Here is a 14,839-nt window from a genome sequence, read left to right on the forward strand (position 1 = left end):
GTATGAAGCTACACCGAGTACCGGTACTCCGCAACGCTGAATAGCGACCCGGTCAGTCGAGCCGCCCCGCCGCCATGGTGAGGACGCGGTCGGCGTAGCCGGCGAGCCGGGCCCGGTCGTGGCTGACCACGAGCAGGGCGGTGCCGCGGTCGGCCAGGTGCCGGAGCAGGTCGGTGACGGCCGCGGTGGTGGCGACGTCCAGGCTGGCGGTGGGCTCGTCGGCGACCAGGAGGGCGGGCTCGGCGAGCAGGGCGCGGGCGAGGGCGACCCGTTGGGCCTGGCCGACCGAGAGGCTGCCCGGGCGGCGGTCGAGGTCCACGTCGAGCCCCACGTCGGCGAGGGCGCGGGCGGCGGCCTCCCGGCTGAGCGTGTCGCCGCGGGCTCGGACGGGCTCGGCGAGGGTCCGCCACAGCGGCCAGCGGCGGTCGAGGCTCGCGACGGGGTCCTGGAAGACGGGCATCACGTAGCCGGGGCGCAGCCGCCGACCGGCGGTCGTCCGCCCGGCGAGGGCGACGGTGCCGGTGTCGGGGGGTTCGAGGCCTGCGACGAGCCGGGCGAGGGTGGACTTCCCGGATCCGGAGCGTCCGACGACGCCCACGATCTCACCGGGGCGCAGGGCGAGGGACACGTCGTCGACGGCGAGGACCGTGCCGTAGCGCCGGGTGACCCCCCGCACCTCGGCGACGGGGTCGCCGGTGGCGGCCGACGGCGTGCGCCGCGGGGGCGGCGTGGCGGCCTCGACGAGGGTGCGGGTCTCGGGGACCGTCGGGGAGCCGAGCAGCTCGGCGCAGCGACCCCGGTCGACCTCGCGGCCGTCGGCCAGGACGACCACGTGCTCGGCGTGGCGGGCGACGAGGGCGAGATCGTGGCTGATCAGCAGCAGGGCGGCGCTGCGTCGGCGGACCGTGTGGAGGACGTCGTCGGCGAGCTCGGCGTCCAACGCGCTGGTCGGCTCGTCGGCGAGGGTGAGCGCCGGGTCGTGGGCCGTGTGGCGCGCTGGAGCATGCCGCCCGACCACTGGTGCGGGAACCGGCGGGCCCGGTCCGCGGGGTCGGCGATGTCGACCTCGGCGAGCCCGGCGGCCACCGCCCCGGCGGGCACCGGCAGCCGGTGGGCCCGCCAGGCCTCCTCGACGTGGTGGCCGACGCTGCGCAGCGGGTCGCAGGCGGCGAAGGGATCCTGGGGGACGTACCCGACGGCCCGCCCGCGCAGGGCCCGCAGCTCCCGTTCGGGGCGCCCGACGATCTCCCGGCCCGCGACCTCGATGCTGCCCGTGACCCGGGTTCCCGCAGGCAGCAGCCCGAGGACGGCCCGGACCAGGGTGGTCTTGCCGCTGCCGGAGCGACCCACCACGGCCCACCGCTCCCCGGCGGGCACCGTGAGGCTGATCGACTCCAGCGCGCGGTGGCCGTTCGGGTAGACGACCGTCAGGTCCCGGACGCGCAGCGCGGTCATGTCGGCTCGGTGACGTCGCGGAGGGCGTCGCTCACCAGGGTGGCCGCGGCGACGGCGAGGACCAGGCCGAGCCCGGGGCCGACGAGCTGCCAGGGGGCGTAGGCGAAGGTGTCGCGGCCCGCGGCCAGCATGGTGCCCCATTCGGCGGTCGGCGGTTGGGCGCCCAGGCCGAGGAACGACAGCCCGCCCAGGGTGAGCACGGCCTCGCCGAGGCCGAGCGTCGCGGCCACCGCGACCTGCACCGCGACGCCGGGCAGGACGTGGCGGAGCACCGCGCGGACCGGGCCCACCCCGGCCATCCGGGCGGCGAGGACGTCCGGCCGGGACAGCGCCCCGCGCGCGACGGCGCGGGCGAGCCGGGCGATCCCCGCCCAGCTCGTCACCGCCATGGCGAGGACGAGGTTGCCGTACCCGGGCCCGAGCACCCCGACGACGGCGAGGGTGAGCACGAGGCTCGGCAGCCCCAGCAGGACGTCGGTCAGCCGGGTCAGCACGGTGTCGACCGCCCCGCCGAGCGCGCCGGCGAGGGTGCCCACGACCAATCCGATCAGCGCGGCGAGGGCCGTCACCAGGGCGGCGGCGCCGAGGGACGTGCGGGCTCCGGCGAGGGTGCGGGCCAGCAGGTCGCGCCCGGCGGTGTCGGTGCCCAGCCAGTGCCCGGCACCGGGTGGGGCGAGCTGGTCGGTGTAGTCCGGCACGTCCGGATCCGGGAGGAACAGCGGCCCGACGGCGGCGGCCAGCACGAGGACCAGCCCGAGCGCGAGCCCGACCCGGGCCGCCGGTCGGGCGAGCAGCGCCCGCCAGAGCGGCTGGTGCACCTCGCGGAGCCGCGGCGCGGTGCGGGTGAGGACGCTCATGCGCGCAGCCGGGGGTCGACGGCCGCGCACAGGAGGTCCACGACGAGCCCGGCCAGCACGTAGGTCAGGACGGCGACGAGGGTGAACCCGACGACGACGGGCATGTCCCGGGCGTTGATCGCCTCGACCGTGTAGCGGCCGATCCCGGGCCAGGTGAACACGCTCTCCACGATGGGCGCCCCGCCGATCAGGGCCGCGGTGCCGAGCCCGACCATCGTCAGGAACGGGGCTGCGGCGTGGGGCAGCTGGTGCACGAGCAGCCGCCGCCGCGGGCTCGCGCCGCGGGCGGCGCTGACCCGCAGGTGTGCCGCCGACCCGGCTTCCAGCAGGCTCGTGCGCAGGACCCGGGACCAGGTGGCGATCGACCCGAGGGCCAGGGTGAGCGCGGGGAGGAACACCGTCGCCCACGTGCCGTCGGCGATCACCCGGCCCAGCCCGGCCCGGACCACGACGAGGTCGAGCACCACGATGCCGACCACGAAGCCGGGGACGACGAGCACGGCGAGGGCGATCCCGCGCGCGAGCACGTCCGGCCACCGGCCCGCGCCGAGCGCCGCGGTCGCGCCCAGGAGCAGGGCCGCCGTGACCGCCAGCGCCAGCGCCGCGGTGGTCAGCCGCAGGGTGGCGGGCAGGCGGGCGGCGAACTCGTCGGACACCGGGCGGCCGGTCCGCCAGGACGTGCCGAGGTCCCCCCGGGCGGCGTCGGCGGCCCAGCTGCCGAAGCGCACGAGGAGGGGGTCGTCCAGGCCCAGCTCCGCGCGCACGGCGGCGACGGCGGGCGGCCCGGGCTCGGTGACGCCGCGGGCCTCGAGGACCCGTCGGGCGGGGTCGCCCGGGGTGGCGGCGAGCATGGCGAACACCAGCACGCCCGCCCCGGCGAGGGTCACCAGGGCCTGTCCGAGTCGGCGCAGGACCAGCACGTCAGGCCGGTGCGGTCCGGGCGTCCACCCAGAGGTTGGAGATCGGCACGGGGTAGTTCCGCCACTCCGGGCCGGTCACCACGGCCGGGAGCCGCATGCCGAGGTAGCCGTAGTAGCCGCGGGACGAGACCAGGGTCTGGATCCGGCGGAGGAGGTCGTCGCGGGCGGCGGTGTCGGTGGTGACGGCGAGCTCGGCGATCAGGCCGTCGAGCTCGGCGTCGCTCGTCCCGGTGTGGTTGGCCGGTCCGCCGGTGCGCAGCAGGTTCGTCAGTGGCGTCAGGTAGTCGCCGCCGAAGGAGATGAAGCCCTGGCCGCGGATGGCGGCCTGCCAGCCGGTCGGGGCGTCGACCGCGTCCTCGATGTCGGGGACCTGCCGGATGTCCACCCCGACGCCGAGCCGCGCGAGCTGCGCCTGCACGGCCAGGCCGAGGGTGTCCGCGTCCGGCTGCTGGGGGTAGGTGAGCATCGTGAACCGCAGCTCGCGACCCTCCCGGGTGCGGGGACCGTCTCCGGTCCGGGTCCAGCCCGCCTCGTCCAGCAGCGCACCCGCCCGGGCGGCGTCGAAGGTCTGGGTCCGCTCGGCCCAGGGCCGGGACTCGGCGTAGAGGCCGGTGGCGGCGGAGTAGAGCCCGTTCATGACCTCGTCGGCGAGCTCGGGGTAGTCGACGCCCGCGTACACCGCGCGGCGCACGCGCTCGTCGTCGAAGGGGGCCTCGCGCTGGTTGAGCTCGAAGGCGAACGTCGGGCCGGTCGCGGCGCCCGTCACGTAGTACGAGTCGTCCCGCCCGGTCAGGGTCCGGGCGGTCGCCGTCGGGGGGTAGAGCGCGATGTCGGCCTCGCCCGCCTGCACGGCCTGGATCCGGGCGCCCGCCTCGGGCACGAACCGCAGGGTCAGGTCGTCGAGGGCGGGCTCGCCGCCCCAGTGGTCGGCGCGCGGCGAGAGCTGCATCGTCGCCCCGTCCAGGCTGTCGACGACGTACGGGCCGGTGTAGAGGCCCGCCGTGAGGAGGTCGGCCGCGGGGGCGCCGGAGTCCCGGTGGGCCCGGTAGGCGGCCACGTCGTAGACCGGGACCATGGACTCGTCCGCCAGGATCGCCGGCACGTTCGGGGCGGGCCGCGCGGTGGTGAGGGTGACCTCGAGCGGCCCGGTGGCCGCGGCCGTCGCACCGGTCAGGGCGGCGACGAGGTCGGGGTTCTCGGCGAGCTGGAAGGTCAGCAGGTCGGCCAGGGCGGCGCCGGTCAGCGCCGTCCCGTTCTGGAAGGTGACACCCTCGCGCAGCCGCAGCACCCAGGTCGTGGGTGACGGAGCGGTCAGCGCCTGCAACACCCACGGGGTCGGGTCGCCGCCGCGTTCGGGGCGCATCAACAGCTCGACGTAGCCGAACTCCGGGCCCCAGTAGCCGCTCTCCAGGGGGTCGAGGTCCTCGATGGCGAACCCGGTCGCCAGGGTCAGCGTCGGCGGCCCGGCCGGTGCGGGCTCGCTCCCGCCGGTCGTCGCGCACCCTGCGGCGAACGTCAGGACGACGGCGCAGGCGGCCAGCCTGTGCACGAGGGAGCGCCTGCTCACGGGTGCCTCCAGTGATCTCCGATGACGACACGGGGACGCTAACAGGCGCACATCTGAACAACCAGACATACTTCTTGTGATCTGAGGAGGTCCCGTGCGCCACGTCGTACTCGTCGCCCGTCCCACACCGTCCGGTGTGGACGAACGTTCGCTGGCCGCGCTCGCCGCGGCGGTCACCGAGGCGCTCGGCGCGCCCGCCCGCATCGCGCACCTGGACCAGGCCGACCCCTCGGTCGCCGCGGTGCTCGACGAGATCGCCGGGCTCGCCGGCCCGCAGGACGACGTGGTGCTGGTCCCGCTCGCCCTGCCCGCGGACCCCTACCTGCGGAACTGGATCGCCCGCGCCGCGGCGCACTGGCGCGAGTCGCGGGCGTCGGAGCTGCTCGTGCGGCTGGGTCCGCCGCCGGTCACCGCGCCGGGCATGGCCGAGGTGATCGCCGAGCTCGCGCGCGGGGAGGCGACCCCGGTGGCGGTGAGCCCGGCGGCGTTCCGCAGCCCCGCGTGGTCGGTGCGCGAGGACCCGGCCCGCCACCTGCTCGTCTGCCGCGGGCCCCGCTGCACCGTCTACGGCGCGGGCGCCACGCACCGGGCCCTCGCCGCGGCGGCCAGGGGTCAGGACGTCCTGGTCACCCCGGTCGGCTGCCTCGGGCCGTGCAACCTCGGCCCGTTGGTGATCGACAACCCGGCGGGCGAGTGGCACGAGTCGGTGGACGCCGACCGGGCCGGTGCGCTGCTCGAGGGCGCCCCACCGGCGGTGGGGCGCCGTCGGGCCTAGACGGTCAGCGACCCGGAGCGGGCCGCGGTGAAGCGCGCCTCGGCGTCCGCCCAGTGGACGACGTTCCACCAGGCCTTGACGTAGTCCGGCTTCACGTTCTTGTACTGCAGGTAGAAGGCGTGCTCCCACATGTCGAGCATGACCACGGGGATCTGGCCCGCGGGCAGCTGCGCCTGCTGGTCGTAGAGCTGGTGCACGAGGAGGCGGGAGCCCAGGACGTCCCACCCGAGGATCGCCCAGCCGGAGCCCTGGATGGTGGTGGCGGCGGCGGTGAAGTGCGCCTGGAAGGCGTCGAACGACCCGAAGGAGTCGTCGATGGCCGCGGCGAGCTCGCCGGAGGGCTTGTCGCCGCCCTCGGGGGAGAGGTTCTTCCAGAAGATCGAGTGGTTGACGTGCCCGCCGAGGTTGAAGGCGAGGGTCTTCTCGAGGCCGACGATCGCGCCGAAGTCCCCGGCCTCCCGGGCGGCGGCGAGCTTCTCGATCGTCTGGTTGAGCGCGCCGACGTAGGTGTTGTGGTGCTTCGAGTGGTGCAGCTCCATGATCTCGGGCGCGATGTGCGGGGCCAGTGCGCCGTAGTCGTAGGGCAGGTCGGGAAGCGTGTACTCGGTCATCGGTCCTCCACTGAGTTAGATGCCAATATCTGGCAACAACCTAATATCTGCTGCTGCCTCCCGCTCGCGCTGGACGGCGTCGTGCCGGTCACCTACACTCTTGCCAGCACCTTGCAACAAGCTCGTTCGGTCGGGTCGCAGGGGCTGGTGGGGTGGTCGTTCTGGCAGCTCGGCGCCCACGCAGAAGAGGGTCGGCCCGGGCAGCGGGCCGACCCTCTTCGTGTCCGTCCCCTCGTCCGGACACGAAGCCGGCGACGGGCAGGGGACCAGCCCGCGGAGCCTTCACTCCCGGCGTGCGGTGGCGTCGCGCACCGCGGCGGGCGCCGGGCCGCGACATCTCCGTCATCGCGCGCAGGTGATCCACAGTGGGGGAGCGGGGCGGTCGATGATCGACCGTTTCGCTCCCGACCTGCGGATCACGGGGCTCAGGCCACGATCGTCGCGCCCTCGGCCGTCCGTCGAGTCGGACCCCGTGAGTGTCACGTCCGGGTGATCCGGCCGCGGGCGACGAGCTCGAGGACGACCCAGACCGCGAGGGTCTCGGCGGCGAGCAGGCCGATCAGGACCAGGATCTGGGCGGCGCCCGCCTGCACCGGGTCTCCGCTGCCCAGCAGCACGCCGACGAAGGCGCCGGGGAGGGTGACCAGGCCGACGGTCCGCGTCTGGTCGAGCGGGGGGACCAGGGCGTCGGTCGAGGACGCGCGGACCACGAGGAGCGCGGCGTCCCGGGGGAGGAACCCGAGGGAGAGGGCGGCCTCGTACTCGCCGCGTCGGGTCTGCAGCTGGTCGAGCGCGCGTCGGCCTGCGACGGACGTGGCGGTCATGGCACCGCCGACGACGATGCCGGCGATCGGCACCACGGCGATCCCGGTCAGGGGGACCGTGCCGGTGGCGAGGACGACGGCCAGCACCGGCACGGTCCCGGCCATCAGCGCGACACCGGCGAGGAGCCCGCTGCGCGCCCGGGTCATGCGGCGGGCCGAGGTCCAGGTCGCGACGCCGACCATCAGCGACACGAAGAGCGCGGTCGACCACCAGGACCGGACGACGGCGAGGATGACCGCGGCGACGGCGCCGAGCTGGACGATCGCGCGGACCGCGGCGACCGCGGACTGGCGTGCGGTGTCGAAGCGGGCGAGCAGGCTCGCGGCCACGGTCAGCACGACGAGCACCGCGAGCGCCACGCCGAGCGGCCACCCGACGACGACGGTCGACCCGCCCATGCCGTCCTCCCTCGCGCCACGACTCCGACCCGGCGGAGCGCCTCGGCGTCAGTGTCCCGGGACGTCGATCACAGAGCTCGTCCGGCCACGGGGGAGCCGGCTAGTCTCCCTCAGAATTAGGTGAGGCTCACTTGAGGAGTGGCGATGCGTCGCAGCCGTGTCCTGGTCGGGATCGTGGCCGCCCTGGTGGTCCTCGCGGGGTGTGGAACGTCCGACGGGCAGGCACCCACGACGTCCGCGCCCCCGGCTCCGGCCGCCGCCGACGGCGCGCCCGGCCCGCAGGGCATTCCCGAGGGCATGGGCGCCGCCGAGCCGGACGGGGTGTTCCCCCGGACGGTGACGCACTTCGGCGGACAGACCCGCATCGATGCCGAGCCGACCCGGGTCGTGGTGATCGCGACCGGTCAGACGGACGCGATCCTCACCCTCGGTGTGGTGCCCGCCGGGGCGGCCGCCGGGGACGGGGCGGACCTGATCCCGCGCTACGTCCGCGACGCGTTCCCGCAGTACGCCGCCCAGCTGGACGCGATGCCGTCGGTCGGTCAGCGGCAGAACCCGAACCTCGAGTCGCTGGCGGCGCTGCAGCCGGACCTGATCATGGCGAACGCGGCGGCGTCGCAGGACATCTACCCGGCGCTCTCGCAGATCGCGCCGACCGTGCTGGTCCAGGGCACCGGGGTGAACTGGAAGCAGGACTTCCTCCTGCTCGCCGACTCGCTCGGCAGGGAGGGCGTGGGCCGCGCGTACCTGGACTCGTTCGAGGCCGATGCGAAGGCGCTCGGTGCGCGGGCGGGGGACCGGACGGTGTCGTTCGTGCGCGTCACCGTCGACCGCACCCGGGTGTTCGGCGTGCCGTCCTTCCCCGGGTTCATCGCCTGGGACGCGGGGCTGGCCCGGCCCGCGACCCAACAGTTCGACAAGACCTCCCAGGACCTGTCGCCCGAGCAGCTCCGCGACGCGGACGGGGACCTGATCTTCTACTCCGTGCAGGGGTCGACGTCCGCCGCCGACGCCGCGAGCTCGCCGGTGCTGGGCAGCGAGCTCTGGCGCAACCTCACCGGCGAGCAGGTCTGGGTGGACGACGACCCGTGGTACCTGAACGCCGGACCCACGGCCGCGCGGCTGGTGCTCGACGGGTTGACCCGGCAGCTCGCGCCCTGACCGCCGCGTGCGGCCGGACGCCGTCAGGACCGCATTCGGAGTCGGGGCGCCCGCGTCAAGATCGCGCATGAAGGGCTGCGGGGCGGCCTCGGGAGGGCGCATACCCGGGGTCGGGGCGCCGCAGCGGCGCCGCACCCGAGGCACGAAACGGAGTTCCGGTGACCCTCGCCGACCTCATCCCGACCCTGCGTCCCACCCTCGCCGCCCGGCTGGAGCCCGGCCTGTGGCCCGTCACCACCGCCGCGACCTGCGACGGCCGGGTGTCCGTCGGCGGTTGTGATCTCGCCGAGCTGGCCGCGCGGCACGGCACGCCGCTGCAGGTGCTCGACGTCGCCGACGTCCGGGAGCGCTGCCGCGCCTACCGCCGCGCCCTGCCCGACGCCGAGATCGTGTATGCGGCGAAGGCGCTGCTCACCCCCGCGGTGGCCCGGCTGGTCGGCGCGGAGGGGATGTCGATCGACGCGTGCTCGGGCGGCGAGGTGGCGATCGCGGCGGCGGGGGTGTCGGGCGAGCGCATCCTGCTGCACGGGAACGTGAAGACCGACGCCGACCTGCGGGCCGCCGCCGAGGCGCGCGTCGGGCTGATCGTCATCGACTCGCTCGACGAGATCGCACGCGTCGCCGCGCACGCGCGTGGCGTGCAGGACGTGCTGATCCGGGTCACCCCCGGCGTCGACGCGCACACCCTGCCCGGGCTGACCACCGGCACGCTGAACCAGCAGTTCGGGCTGCCGTTCCCCGAGGCCGCGATCGCGGCGAAGGAGATCGGCACCCGTCGCGGGCTCCGGCTGGTCGGGCTGCACTGCCATCTCGGGTCACAGGTGACCTCGACCGCGCCGTACGTGGACGCCGTCCACCGGGTCGTCCGGTTCGCCGCGGAGCAGGACATCGACCTGCAGGTGCTGGACACGGGCGGCGGGCACGCCGTGGACGTCCGCGGTGCGGCGCACGACGGCCCCGCCACCCTGGACCCGAAGGACCTCGCCCGGGATCTCGGTCGGGCGCTGCGCGGCGCCTGCGCCCACCACGGGATCGCCGTGCCGCACCTGCTGGTCGAGCCGGGCCGGGCGATCGTGGCGCGGGCGGGGGTCACCCTCTACCGGGTCTGGGCGGTCAAGCACGTCGGGGACACCACGTTCGTCGCGGTCGACGGCGGGATGAGCGACAACCCCCGCCCCGCGCTCTACGGCGCGCGCCACCCGGTGCGGCGGATCGGGAAGCCGGTGCGGGCGCCGCTGTCGCCGATGACGGTCGTCGGACGGCACTGCGAGGCCACGGACCGGATCGCCGAGGGGGTGCCGCTGCCCGCCGACCTCGCCGTGGGCGACCTGCTGGCGGTGCCGTGCACGGGCGCCTACACCCGCTCCATGGCCTCCACCTACAACGCCGTCGCCCCGACCCCGATGCTCGGGGTCGGTGGGGGTGCGGCCCTGCCGATCTGAGGCGGCGGGGACACGGCGTTGCCCCGGTCGGGTGGTCGCCGTCAAGGGCGCGTCAACACCGGTTGCCGCCGCCCGGCCGCCGGGTGTTCCCTCGATGTCGTGACCAGGCATTATCGGGTGATCGGAGTCGTCGCGCCGCTCGTGGTGGCCGTGGCGACGAGCCTGCTGCGCGACCGGGTGGCCAACACCAGCGCCGCGCTCGTCCTCGTGCTGGTGGTCCTCGCGGTCGCCGTGCGCGGGGACCGCTGGGCGGGTCTGCTGGCCGCGCTCACCGCGGCGGCGGCGTTCGACTTCGTGCTCACCGCGCCGTACGACGACTTCGCCATCCACAGTGCCCGGGACGTCGAGACCGCGGTGCTGCTCCTGGTGGTCGGGGCGGCGGTGAGCGAGGTGGCGCAGTGGGGCCGCCGGGAGCTCGCCCGCGCGGTCCGGCAGGAGGGCCACGTCGAGGGCCTGGTGCAGGCGGCGCGGATGGCGGCCGACGGCGTCGGCACCGCCGAGGCCGCGGCCGTCGTCGCAGCCATGATCGCCGACGTCCTCGACCTCGACGACTGCCGCTTCGCCGCCGAGCCCTCCGATCCGCAGCGGCCGCGGCTGGGCCCCGACGGCGCGGTGACCTGGCGCGGGCGGCCGGTCGACGTCGCCCGGCACGGTCTGCCGACGATGGACCTCGTCGAGCTCGAGGCGCCGCGGGCGGGCGGGCGGTTCCTGCTCAGCTCGGCCACCGCCGTGCGCAAGCCCTCGGCCGCGCTGCTGCGGATCGCGGTCTCGCTCGCCGCCCAGGTGGGGCCCTCGACGGGTGACCGGGGTCTCGCCCCCGTCAAGGACGCGTCAAAATCGCCGTGATCGGTGTCAAGGTCGCGTAGCACCACTTCCTCCCGCGATCCGGCCCGCCGCAGACTCGCCACCGGCCCACCGGAAGTCCTGGTGGGCGCCTGGATGAGGAGTGTTCCGGTGGCCGATGTGCTGTACGCACTGCTGCTGGTCGGCGGGTTCGCCGTCCTGGTGCTGTGCCTGCGTGGGCTGGAGCGCCTGTGAGTACCGCTGACCTCGTGGCGAACGTCGTCGGCGGCGTCGTCGCGCTGGCGTTGCTGGTCTATCTCGTGGTGGCGCTGTTGCGGCCGGAGAGGTTCTGACGGTGGACGACACTCTCGCCGGGCTCCTGCAGGTGCTGTTCCTGCTGGTCCTGCTCGCGGCCTGCTACGCGCCGCTGGGTGACTACATGGCCAGGGTCTTCACGTCCGAGAAGGACTGGCGGGTCGAGGCGGCGCTGTACCGGCTCGTCCGGGTCGACGCCTCCTCCGGGCAGCGCTGGCCGACCTACGCGATGGGACTGCTGGGCTTCTCGTTCGTCTCGATCGTGCTGCTCTACCTGCTGCAGCGCCTGCAACCGCTGCTGCCGCTGTCCTTCGGCCGCGGGGCGGTCGAGCCCGCGATGGCCTTCAACACCGCGGTCTCGTTCGTGACCAACACGAACTGGCAGTCCTACGTGCCCGAACAGGTCCTGGGCGACACCGTGCAGATGGCCGGGCTGACCGTGCAGAACGTGCTGTCCGCGGCCGTCGGGCTCGCGGTGGCCGCGGCGCTGATCCGCGGGTTCGTGCGCGCGAACACCGACCGGATCGGCAACTTCTGGGTCGACCTGACCCGCGCCACGGTGCGGATCATGCTGCCCCTGTCGTTCCTCGCCGCCGTCGGCCTGCTGATCATGGGTGTGACGATGTCGCTGCGCTCCGGCGTGGACGTCACCGGCCTGGACGGGAACACCTACACCCACCCGCTGGCGCCGACCGCCTCGCAGGAGGCGGTGAAGATGGTGGGCACCAACGGTGGCGGCGTGTTCAACGCGAACTCCGCGCACCCGTTCGAGAACCCGAGCGCGCTGTCGAACCTGTTCCAGATCTTCCTGATGCTCGTCGTCCCGGTCGCCATGACCCGGACCTTCGGCACGATGGTGGGCAACCGTCGTCAGGGCACGATCCTGCTGTCCGTGATGGGTGTCCTGTGGGGTGCGCTGCTGGCCGTCGCGTGGTTCGCCGAGACCCATCCCACCGGGGCGGCCGGGATCGCGACCGGGGCCATGGAGGGCAAGGAGACCCGCTTCGGGATCCCGACCTCCATCCTGTTCGGCGTCTCCACGACCGGGACCTCGACGGGCGCGGTGAACTCCCTGCACGACAGCTACTCCGGCGGCGCGGGCGGGGTGACCCTGCTGAACATGCTGCTCGGCGAGGTCGCCCCCGGCGGTGTCGGCGTGGGGTTGGTCGGGATCCTGGTGGTCGCGATCATCGCCATGTTCCTCGCCGGCCTGATGGTCGGGCGCACCCCCGAGTACCTGGGCAAGAAGCTCGGCCGCCGCGAGGTGACGTGCGCCGCGGTCTACATCCTGGTGATGCCGGCGATCGTGCTCCTCGGCGCGGGTCTGGCGATCGCCCTGCCGAGCACGCTCGACGCGCTGAGCAACGACGGGGCGCACGGCTTCTCCGAGGTGCTCTACGCCTTCGCCAGCGCCGCCAACAACAACGGCTCGGCCTTCGGGGGCCTGACCGTGACCAGCGACTTCTTCCAGTCGGCGCTCGGGCTGGCGATGCTGTTCGGCCGGTTCGTGCTGATCCTGGCGGTGCTCGCCCTGGCGGGGTCGCTCGCCCAGCAGAAACGGGTGGAGGCCACCGCCGGGACGCTCGTCACGGACCAGCCGCTGTTCGGCGTCCTCGTCGGCGGGACCCTGATCCTGGTCGCCGCCCTCACCTTCTTCCCGGCCCTCGCGCTGGGCCCGCTCGCGGAGGCACTCGCATGACCACCACCCTCGACAGGCCCGTCGAGTCCGCGGGGGCGCCGGTCAAGGCGGGCGCCTTCCGGCCCGCGCAGCTCTGGGCCTCGCTGCCCGACGCGCTGCGCAAGCTCCACCCGAAGGCGCAGCTGCGCAACCCGGTCATGTTCGTGGTGTGGGTCGGCTCGGTGCTGGTCACCCTCGACGCGATCGTCTCGCCGAGCCTGTTCGGCTGGCTGCTCGCGATCTGGCTGTGGTTCACGGTGCTCTTCGCGAACCTGGCCGAAGCCGTCGCGGAGGGCCGCGGCAAGGCGCAGGCCGAGACGCTGCGCAGGACCAAGCGGGACACCGTCGCCCGGCTGGTGGACGGGACGACAAAGGGCGGCACCGAGCTCGAGATCGGGGACCGGGTCGTCGTCGTGGCGGGGGAGACCATCCCCGGCGACGGGGACGTCGTCGAGGGCATCGCCACCGTCGACGAGTCCGCCATCACCGGGGAGTCCGCCCCGGTCGTGCGGGAGGCGGGCGGGGACCGGTCGTCGGTCACCGGCGGCACCACGGTGCTCTCCGACCGCATCGTCGTGGAGATCACGACGAAGCCCGGCGAGTCCTTCGTGGACCGGATGATCGCGCTGGTGGAGGGGGCGTCCCGGCAGAAGACGCCCAACGAGATCGCGCTGACGATCCTGCTCGCCGCCCTGACGGTCATCTTCCTGCTGGCCGTCGTGGCGCTGCAGCCGATGAGCGCCTACGCGGGCGGCCCGCAGTCGGTCGTCGTCCTGGTGGCGCTGCTCGTCTGCCTGATCCCGACCACCATCGGGGCGCTGCTGAGCGCCATCGGCATCGCGGGCATGGACCGCCTCGTGCAGCGCAACGTGCTCGCCAAGTCCGGGCGGGCCGTCGAGGCCGCGGGGGACATCGACACCCTGCTGCTGGACAAGACCGGCACGATCACCTTCGGCAACCGGCGCGCCACCGAGCTCATCCCGGTGGGGGACGCGACGGTGGTCGAGCTCGCCGAGGCGGCCCGGCTGTCCAGCCTCGCCGACCAGACCCCCGAGGGCCGCAGCGTCGTCGAGCTCTGCACGACGGAGTACGGGCTCGCCCCCGAGGCGAGCGCCGAGGAGGCCCGCGCCGAGTTCGTGCCCTTCACCGCCCAGACCCGGGTCTCGGGTCTGGACATCGGGGGCAGGCGCGTCCGCAAGGGCGCCGCGCAGACCCTCCTCGCCGCGACCGGCGTGCGGAGCGACGAGGTCGAGCGCTGGGTCCAGCTGATCTCCGACGAGGGCGGGACGCCGCTGGTGGTGGCCGACGGCGAGCGGGTGCTGGGCCTGATCCGGCTCTCCGACGTCGTGAAGCCCGGCATCGCGGAGCGTTTCGCCGAGCTGCGGGCGATGGGCATCCGCACGGTGATGGTGACCGGCGACAACCCGCGGACCGCCCGCGCGATCGCGGCCCGGGCGGGCGTCGACGACCACATCGCCGAGGCCACCCCGGAGGACAAGCTGGCCTACATCGTGGCCGAGCAGGAGGGCGGGCGGCTGGTCGCCATGACCGGCGACGGCACCAACGACGCCCCGGCGCTGGCCCAGGCGGACGTCGGCGTCGCGATGAACACGGGGACGGCCGCCGCCAAGGAGGCGGGCAACATGGTCGACCTCGACTCCGACCCGACGAAGCTGATCGAGATCGTGGAGATCGGCAAGCAGCTGCTGATCACCCGCGGGGCGCTGACCACGTTCTCCGTGGCCAACGACCTCGCCAAGTACTTCGCGATCCTGCCCGCCATGTTCGCCGCGCTGTACCCATCGCTGGGGCTGCTCAACGTGATGGGCCTGCACTCGCCGCAGTCCGCGATCCTCTCCGCGGTGGTGTTCAACGCCCTGATCATCGTGGTGCTGATCCCGCTGGCCCTGCGGGGCGTGCGATACCGGCCCAGCTCGGCGTCGGCGCTGCTGCGCCGGAACCTGCTCGTCTACGGCCTGGGCGGCGTCGTCACGCCGTTCCTCGGCATCTTCCTGATCGACCTGCTCGTCCGACTCATCCCGGGGATGTGAC

At 74.3% G+C, this 14,839-nt stretch carries 14 protein-coding genes; 7 read left to right on the plus strand and 7 right to left on the minus strand.

Translation table 11 applies throughout. The features are described 5' to 3' along the window. Positions 1 to 52: 52 nt before the first annotated feature. Genes BLS43_RS30610 through BLS43_RS22555 form a run of 5 tightly spaced genes read right to left on the minus strand, consistent with a single transcriptional unit; the run spans position 53 to position 4,799 of the window. Positions 53 to 940, minus strand: a complete 888-nt coding sequence (locus BLS43_RS30610; protein ID WP_218129947.1) for an ABC transporter ATP-binding protein — start codon at positions 938 to 940, stop codon at positions 53 to 55. Next, positions 874 to 1,455: an ATP-binding cassette domain-containing protein gene (locus tag BLS43_RS30615; RefSeq protein ID WP_218129948.1), complete on the minus strand. Its 582-nt coding sequence runs from the start codon at positions 1,453 to 1,455 to the stop codon at positions 874 to 876. The genes BLS43_RS30610 and BLS43_RS30615 overlap by 67 nt, the downstream gene beginning before the upstream one ends. After that, on the minus strand, positions 1,452 to 2,312 hold the full coding sequence (locus BLS43_RS22545; protein WP_093088584.1) for an ABC transporter permease: 861 nt from the start codon (positions 2,310 to 2,312) through the stop codon (positions 1,452 to 1,454). The genes BLS43_RS30615 and BLS43_RS22545 overlap by 4 nt, the downstream gene beginning before the upstream one ends. Further along, positions 2,309 to 3,232, minus strand: coding sequence for an ABC transporter permease (locus tag BLS43_RS22550; RefSeq protein ID WP_218129949.1), 924 nt, complete (start codon positions 3,230 to 3,232; stop codon positions 2,309 to 2,311). Before BLS43_RS22550 ends, BLS43_RS22545 begins: the two co-directional genes overlap by 4 nt. 1 nt (position 3,233) lies before the next feature. Continuing rightward, positions 3,234 to 4,799 carry an ABC transporter substrate-binding protein gene (locus BLS43_RS22555; protein WP_176921485.1) on the minus strand — a complete coding sequence of 522 codons (1,566 nt, stop codon included), beginning with the start codon at positions 4,797 to 4,799 and terminating at the stop codon, positions 3,234 to 3,236. A 94-nt stretch (positions 4,800 to 4,893) separates the two neighbouring features. Between BLS43_RS22555 and BLS43_RS22560 the strand changes: the two genes are divergently transcribed. After that, the gene (locus BLS43_RS22560) at positions 4,894 to 5,574 is read left to right on the plus strand and encodes a (2Fe-2S) ferredoxin domain-containing protein (protein WP_093088679.1); all 681 of its coding nucleotides are present in this window, start codon (positions 4,894 to 4,896) and stop codon (positions 5,572 to 5,574) included. Here the strand turns inward: BLS43_RS22560 and BLS43_RS22565 are convergent. Together BLS43_RS22565 and BLS43_RS22570 are read right to left on the minus strand one after the other, a co-directional pair. After that, positions 5,571 to 6,185, minus strand: coding sequence for a superoxide dismutase (locus BLS43_RS22565; RefSeq protein WP_093088591.1), 615 nt, complete (start codon positions 6,183 to 6,185; stop codon positions 5,571 to 5,573). The two genes, BLS43_RS22560 and BLS43_RS22565, sit on opposite strands and share 4 nt — an antisense overlap. A 479-nt stretch (positions 6,186 to 6,664) precedes the next feature. Continuing rightward, the gene (locus tag BLS43_RS22570; RefSeq protein WP_093088595.1) at positions 6,665 to 7,408 is read right to left on the minus strand and encodes an ABC transporter permease; all 744 of its coding nucleotides are present in this window, start codon (positions 7,406 to 7,408) and stop codon (positions 6,665 to 6,667) included. 144 nt (positions 7,409 to 7,552) lie between these two features. Here BLS43_RS22570 and BLS43_RS22575 point away from each other — a divergent pair, with 144 nt between their 5' ends. The 6 genes from BLS43_RS22575 to kdpB all read left to right on the plus strand — a co-directional run bounded on the left by BLS43_RS22575 (position 7,553) and on the right by kdpB (position 14,838). After that, positions 7,553 to 8,569: an ABC transporter substrate-binding protein gene (locus BLS43_RS22575; protein WP_093088598.1), complete on the plus strand. Its 1,017-nt coding sequence runs from the start codon at positions 7,553 to 7,555 to the stop codon at positions 8,567 to 8,569. 158 nt (positions 8,570 to 8,727) lie between these two features. Next, positions 8,728 to 10,011, plus strand: coding sequence for a diaminopimelate decarboxylase (gene lysA, locus BLS43_RS22580; protein ID WP_093088601.1), 1,284 nt, complete (start codon positions 8,728 to 8,730; stop codon positions 10,009 to 10,011). A gap of 99 nt (positions 10,012 to 10,110) precedes the next feature. Then, a complete protein-coding gene (locus BLS43_RS22585) occupies positions 10,111 to 10,857 on the plus strand; it encodes a DUF4118 domain-containing protein (RefSeq protein WP_093088604.1) in 747 nt (248 codons plus the stop codon). 188 nt (positions 10,858 to 11,045) lie between these two features. Beyond that, positions 11,046 to 11,147, plus strand: a complete 102-nt coding sequence (kdpF, locus tag BLS43_RS29580) for a K(+)-transporting ATPase subunit F (RefSeq protein WP_143030175.1) — start codon at positions 11,046 to 11,048, stop codon at positions 11,145 to 11,147. A 2-nt stretch (positions 11,148 to 11,149) separates the two neighbouring features. Continuing rightward, entirely contained in the window at positions 11,150 to 12,808 is a 1,659-nt protein-coding gene (kdpA, locus tag BLS43_RS22595) for a potassium-transporting ATPase subunit KdpA (protein ID WP_093088610.1), read from the plus strand. Next, positions 12,805 to 14,838 carry a potassium-transporting ATPase subunit KdpB gene (kdpB, locus tag BLS43_RS22600; protein ID WP_093088614.1) on the plus strand — a complete coding sequence of 678 codons (2,034 nt, stop codon included), beginning with the start codon at positions 12,805 to 12,807 and terminating at the stop codon, positions 14,836 to 14,838. Before kdpA ends, kdpB begins: the two co-directional genes overlap by 4 nt. Position 14,839 lies beyond the last annotated feature (1 nt).

This window comes from Pseudonocardia oroxyli (assembly GCF_900102195.1).
Lineage (GTDB): Bacteria > Actinomycetota > Actinomycetes > Mycobacteriales > Pseudonocardiaceae > Pseudonocardia > Pseudonocardia oroxyli.

Coding starts and splice junctions, on each gene's coding strand:
- BLS43_RS30615 (WP_218129948.1), bottom strand. CDS start 1,455: ATGACCGCGCTGCGCGTCCGGGACCTGACGGTCGTCTACCCGAACGGC.
- kdpB (WP_093088614.1), top strand. CDS start 12,805: ATGACCACCACCCTCGACAGGCCCGTCGAGTCCGCGGGGGCGCCGGTC.
- BLS43_RS22545 (WP_093088584.1), bottom strand. CDS start 2,312: ATGAGCGTCCTCACCCGCACCGCGCCGCGGCTCCGCGAGGTGCACCAG.
- BLS43_RS22575 (WP_093088598.1), top strand. CDS start 7,553: ATGCGTCGCAGCCGTGTCCTGGTCGGGATCGTGGCCGCCCTGGTGGTC.
- BLS43_RS22570 (WP_093088595.1), bottom strand. CDS start 7,408: ATGGGCGGGTCGACCGTCGTCGTCGGGTGGCCGCTCGGCGTGGCGCTC.
- BLS43_RS22565 (WP_093088591.1), bottom strand. CDS start 6,185: ATGACCGAGTACACGCTTCCCGACCTGCCCTACGACTACGGCGCACTG.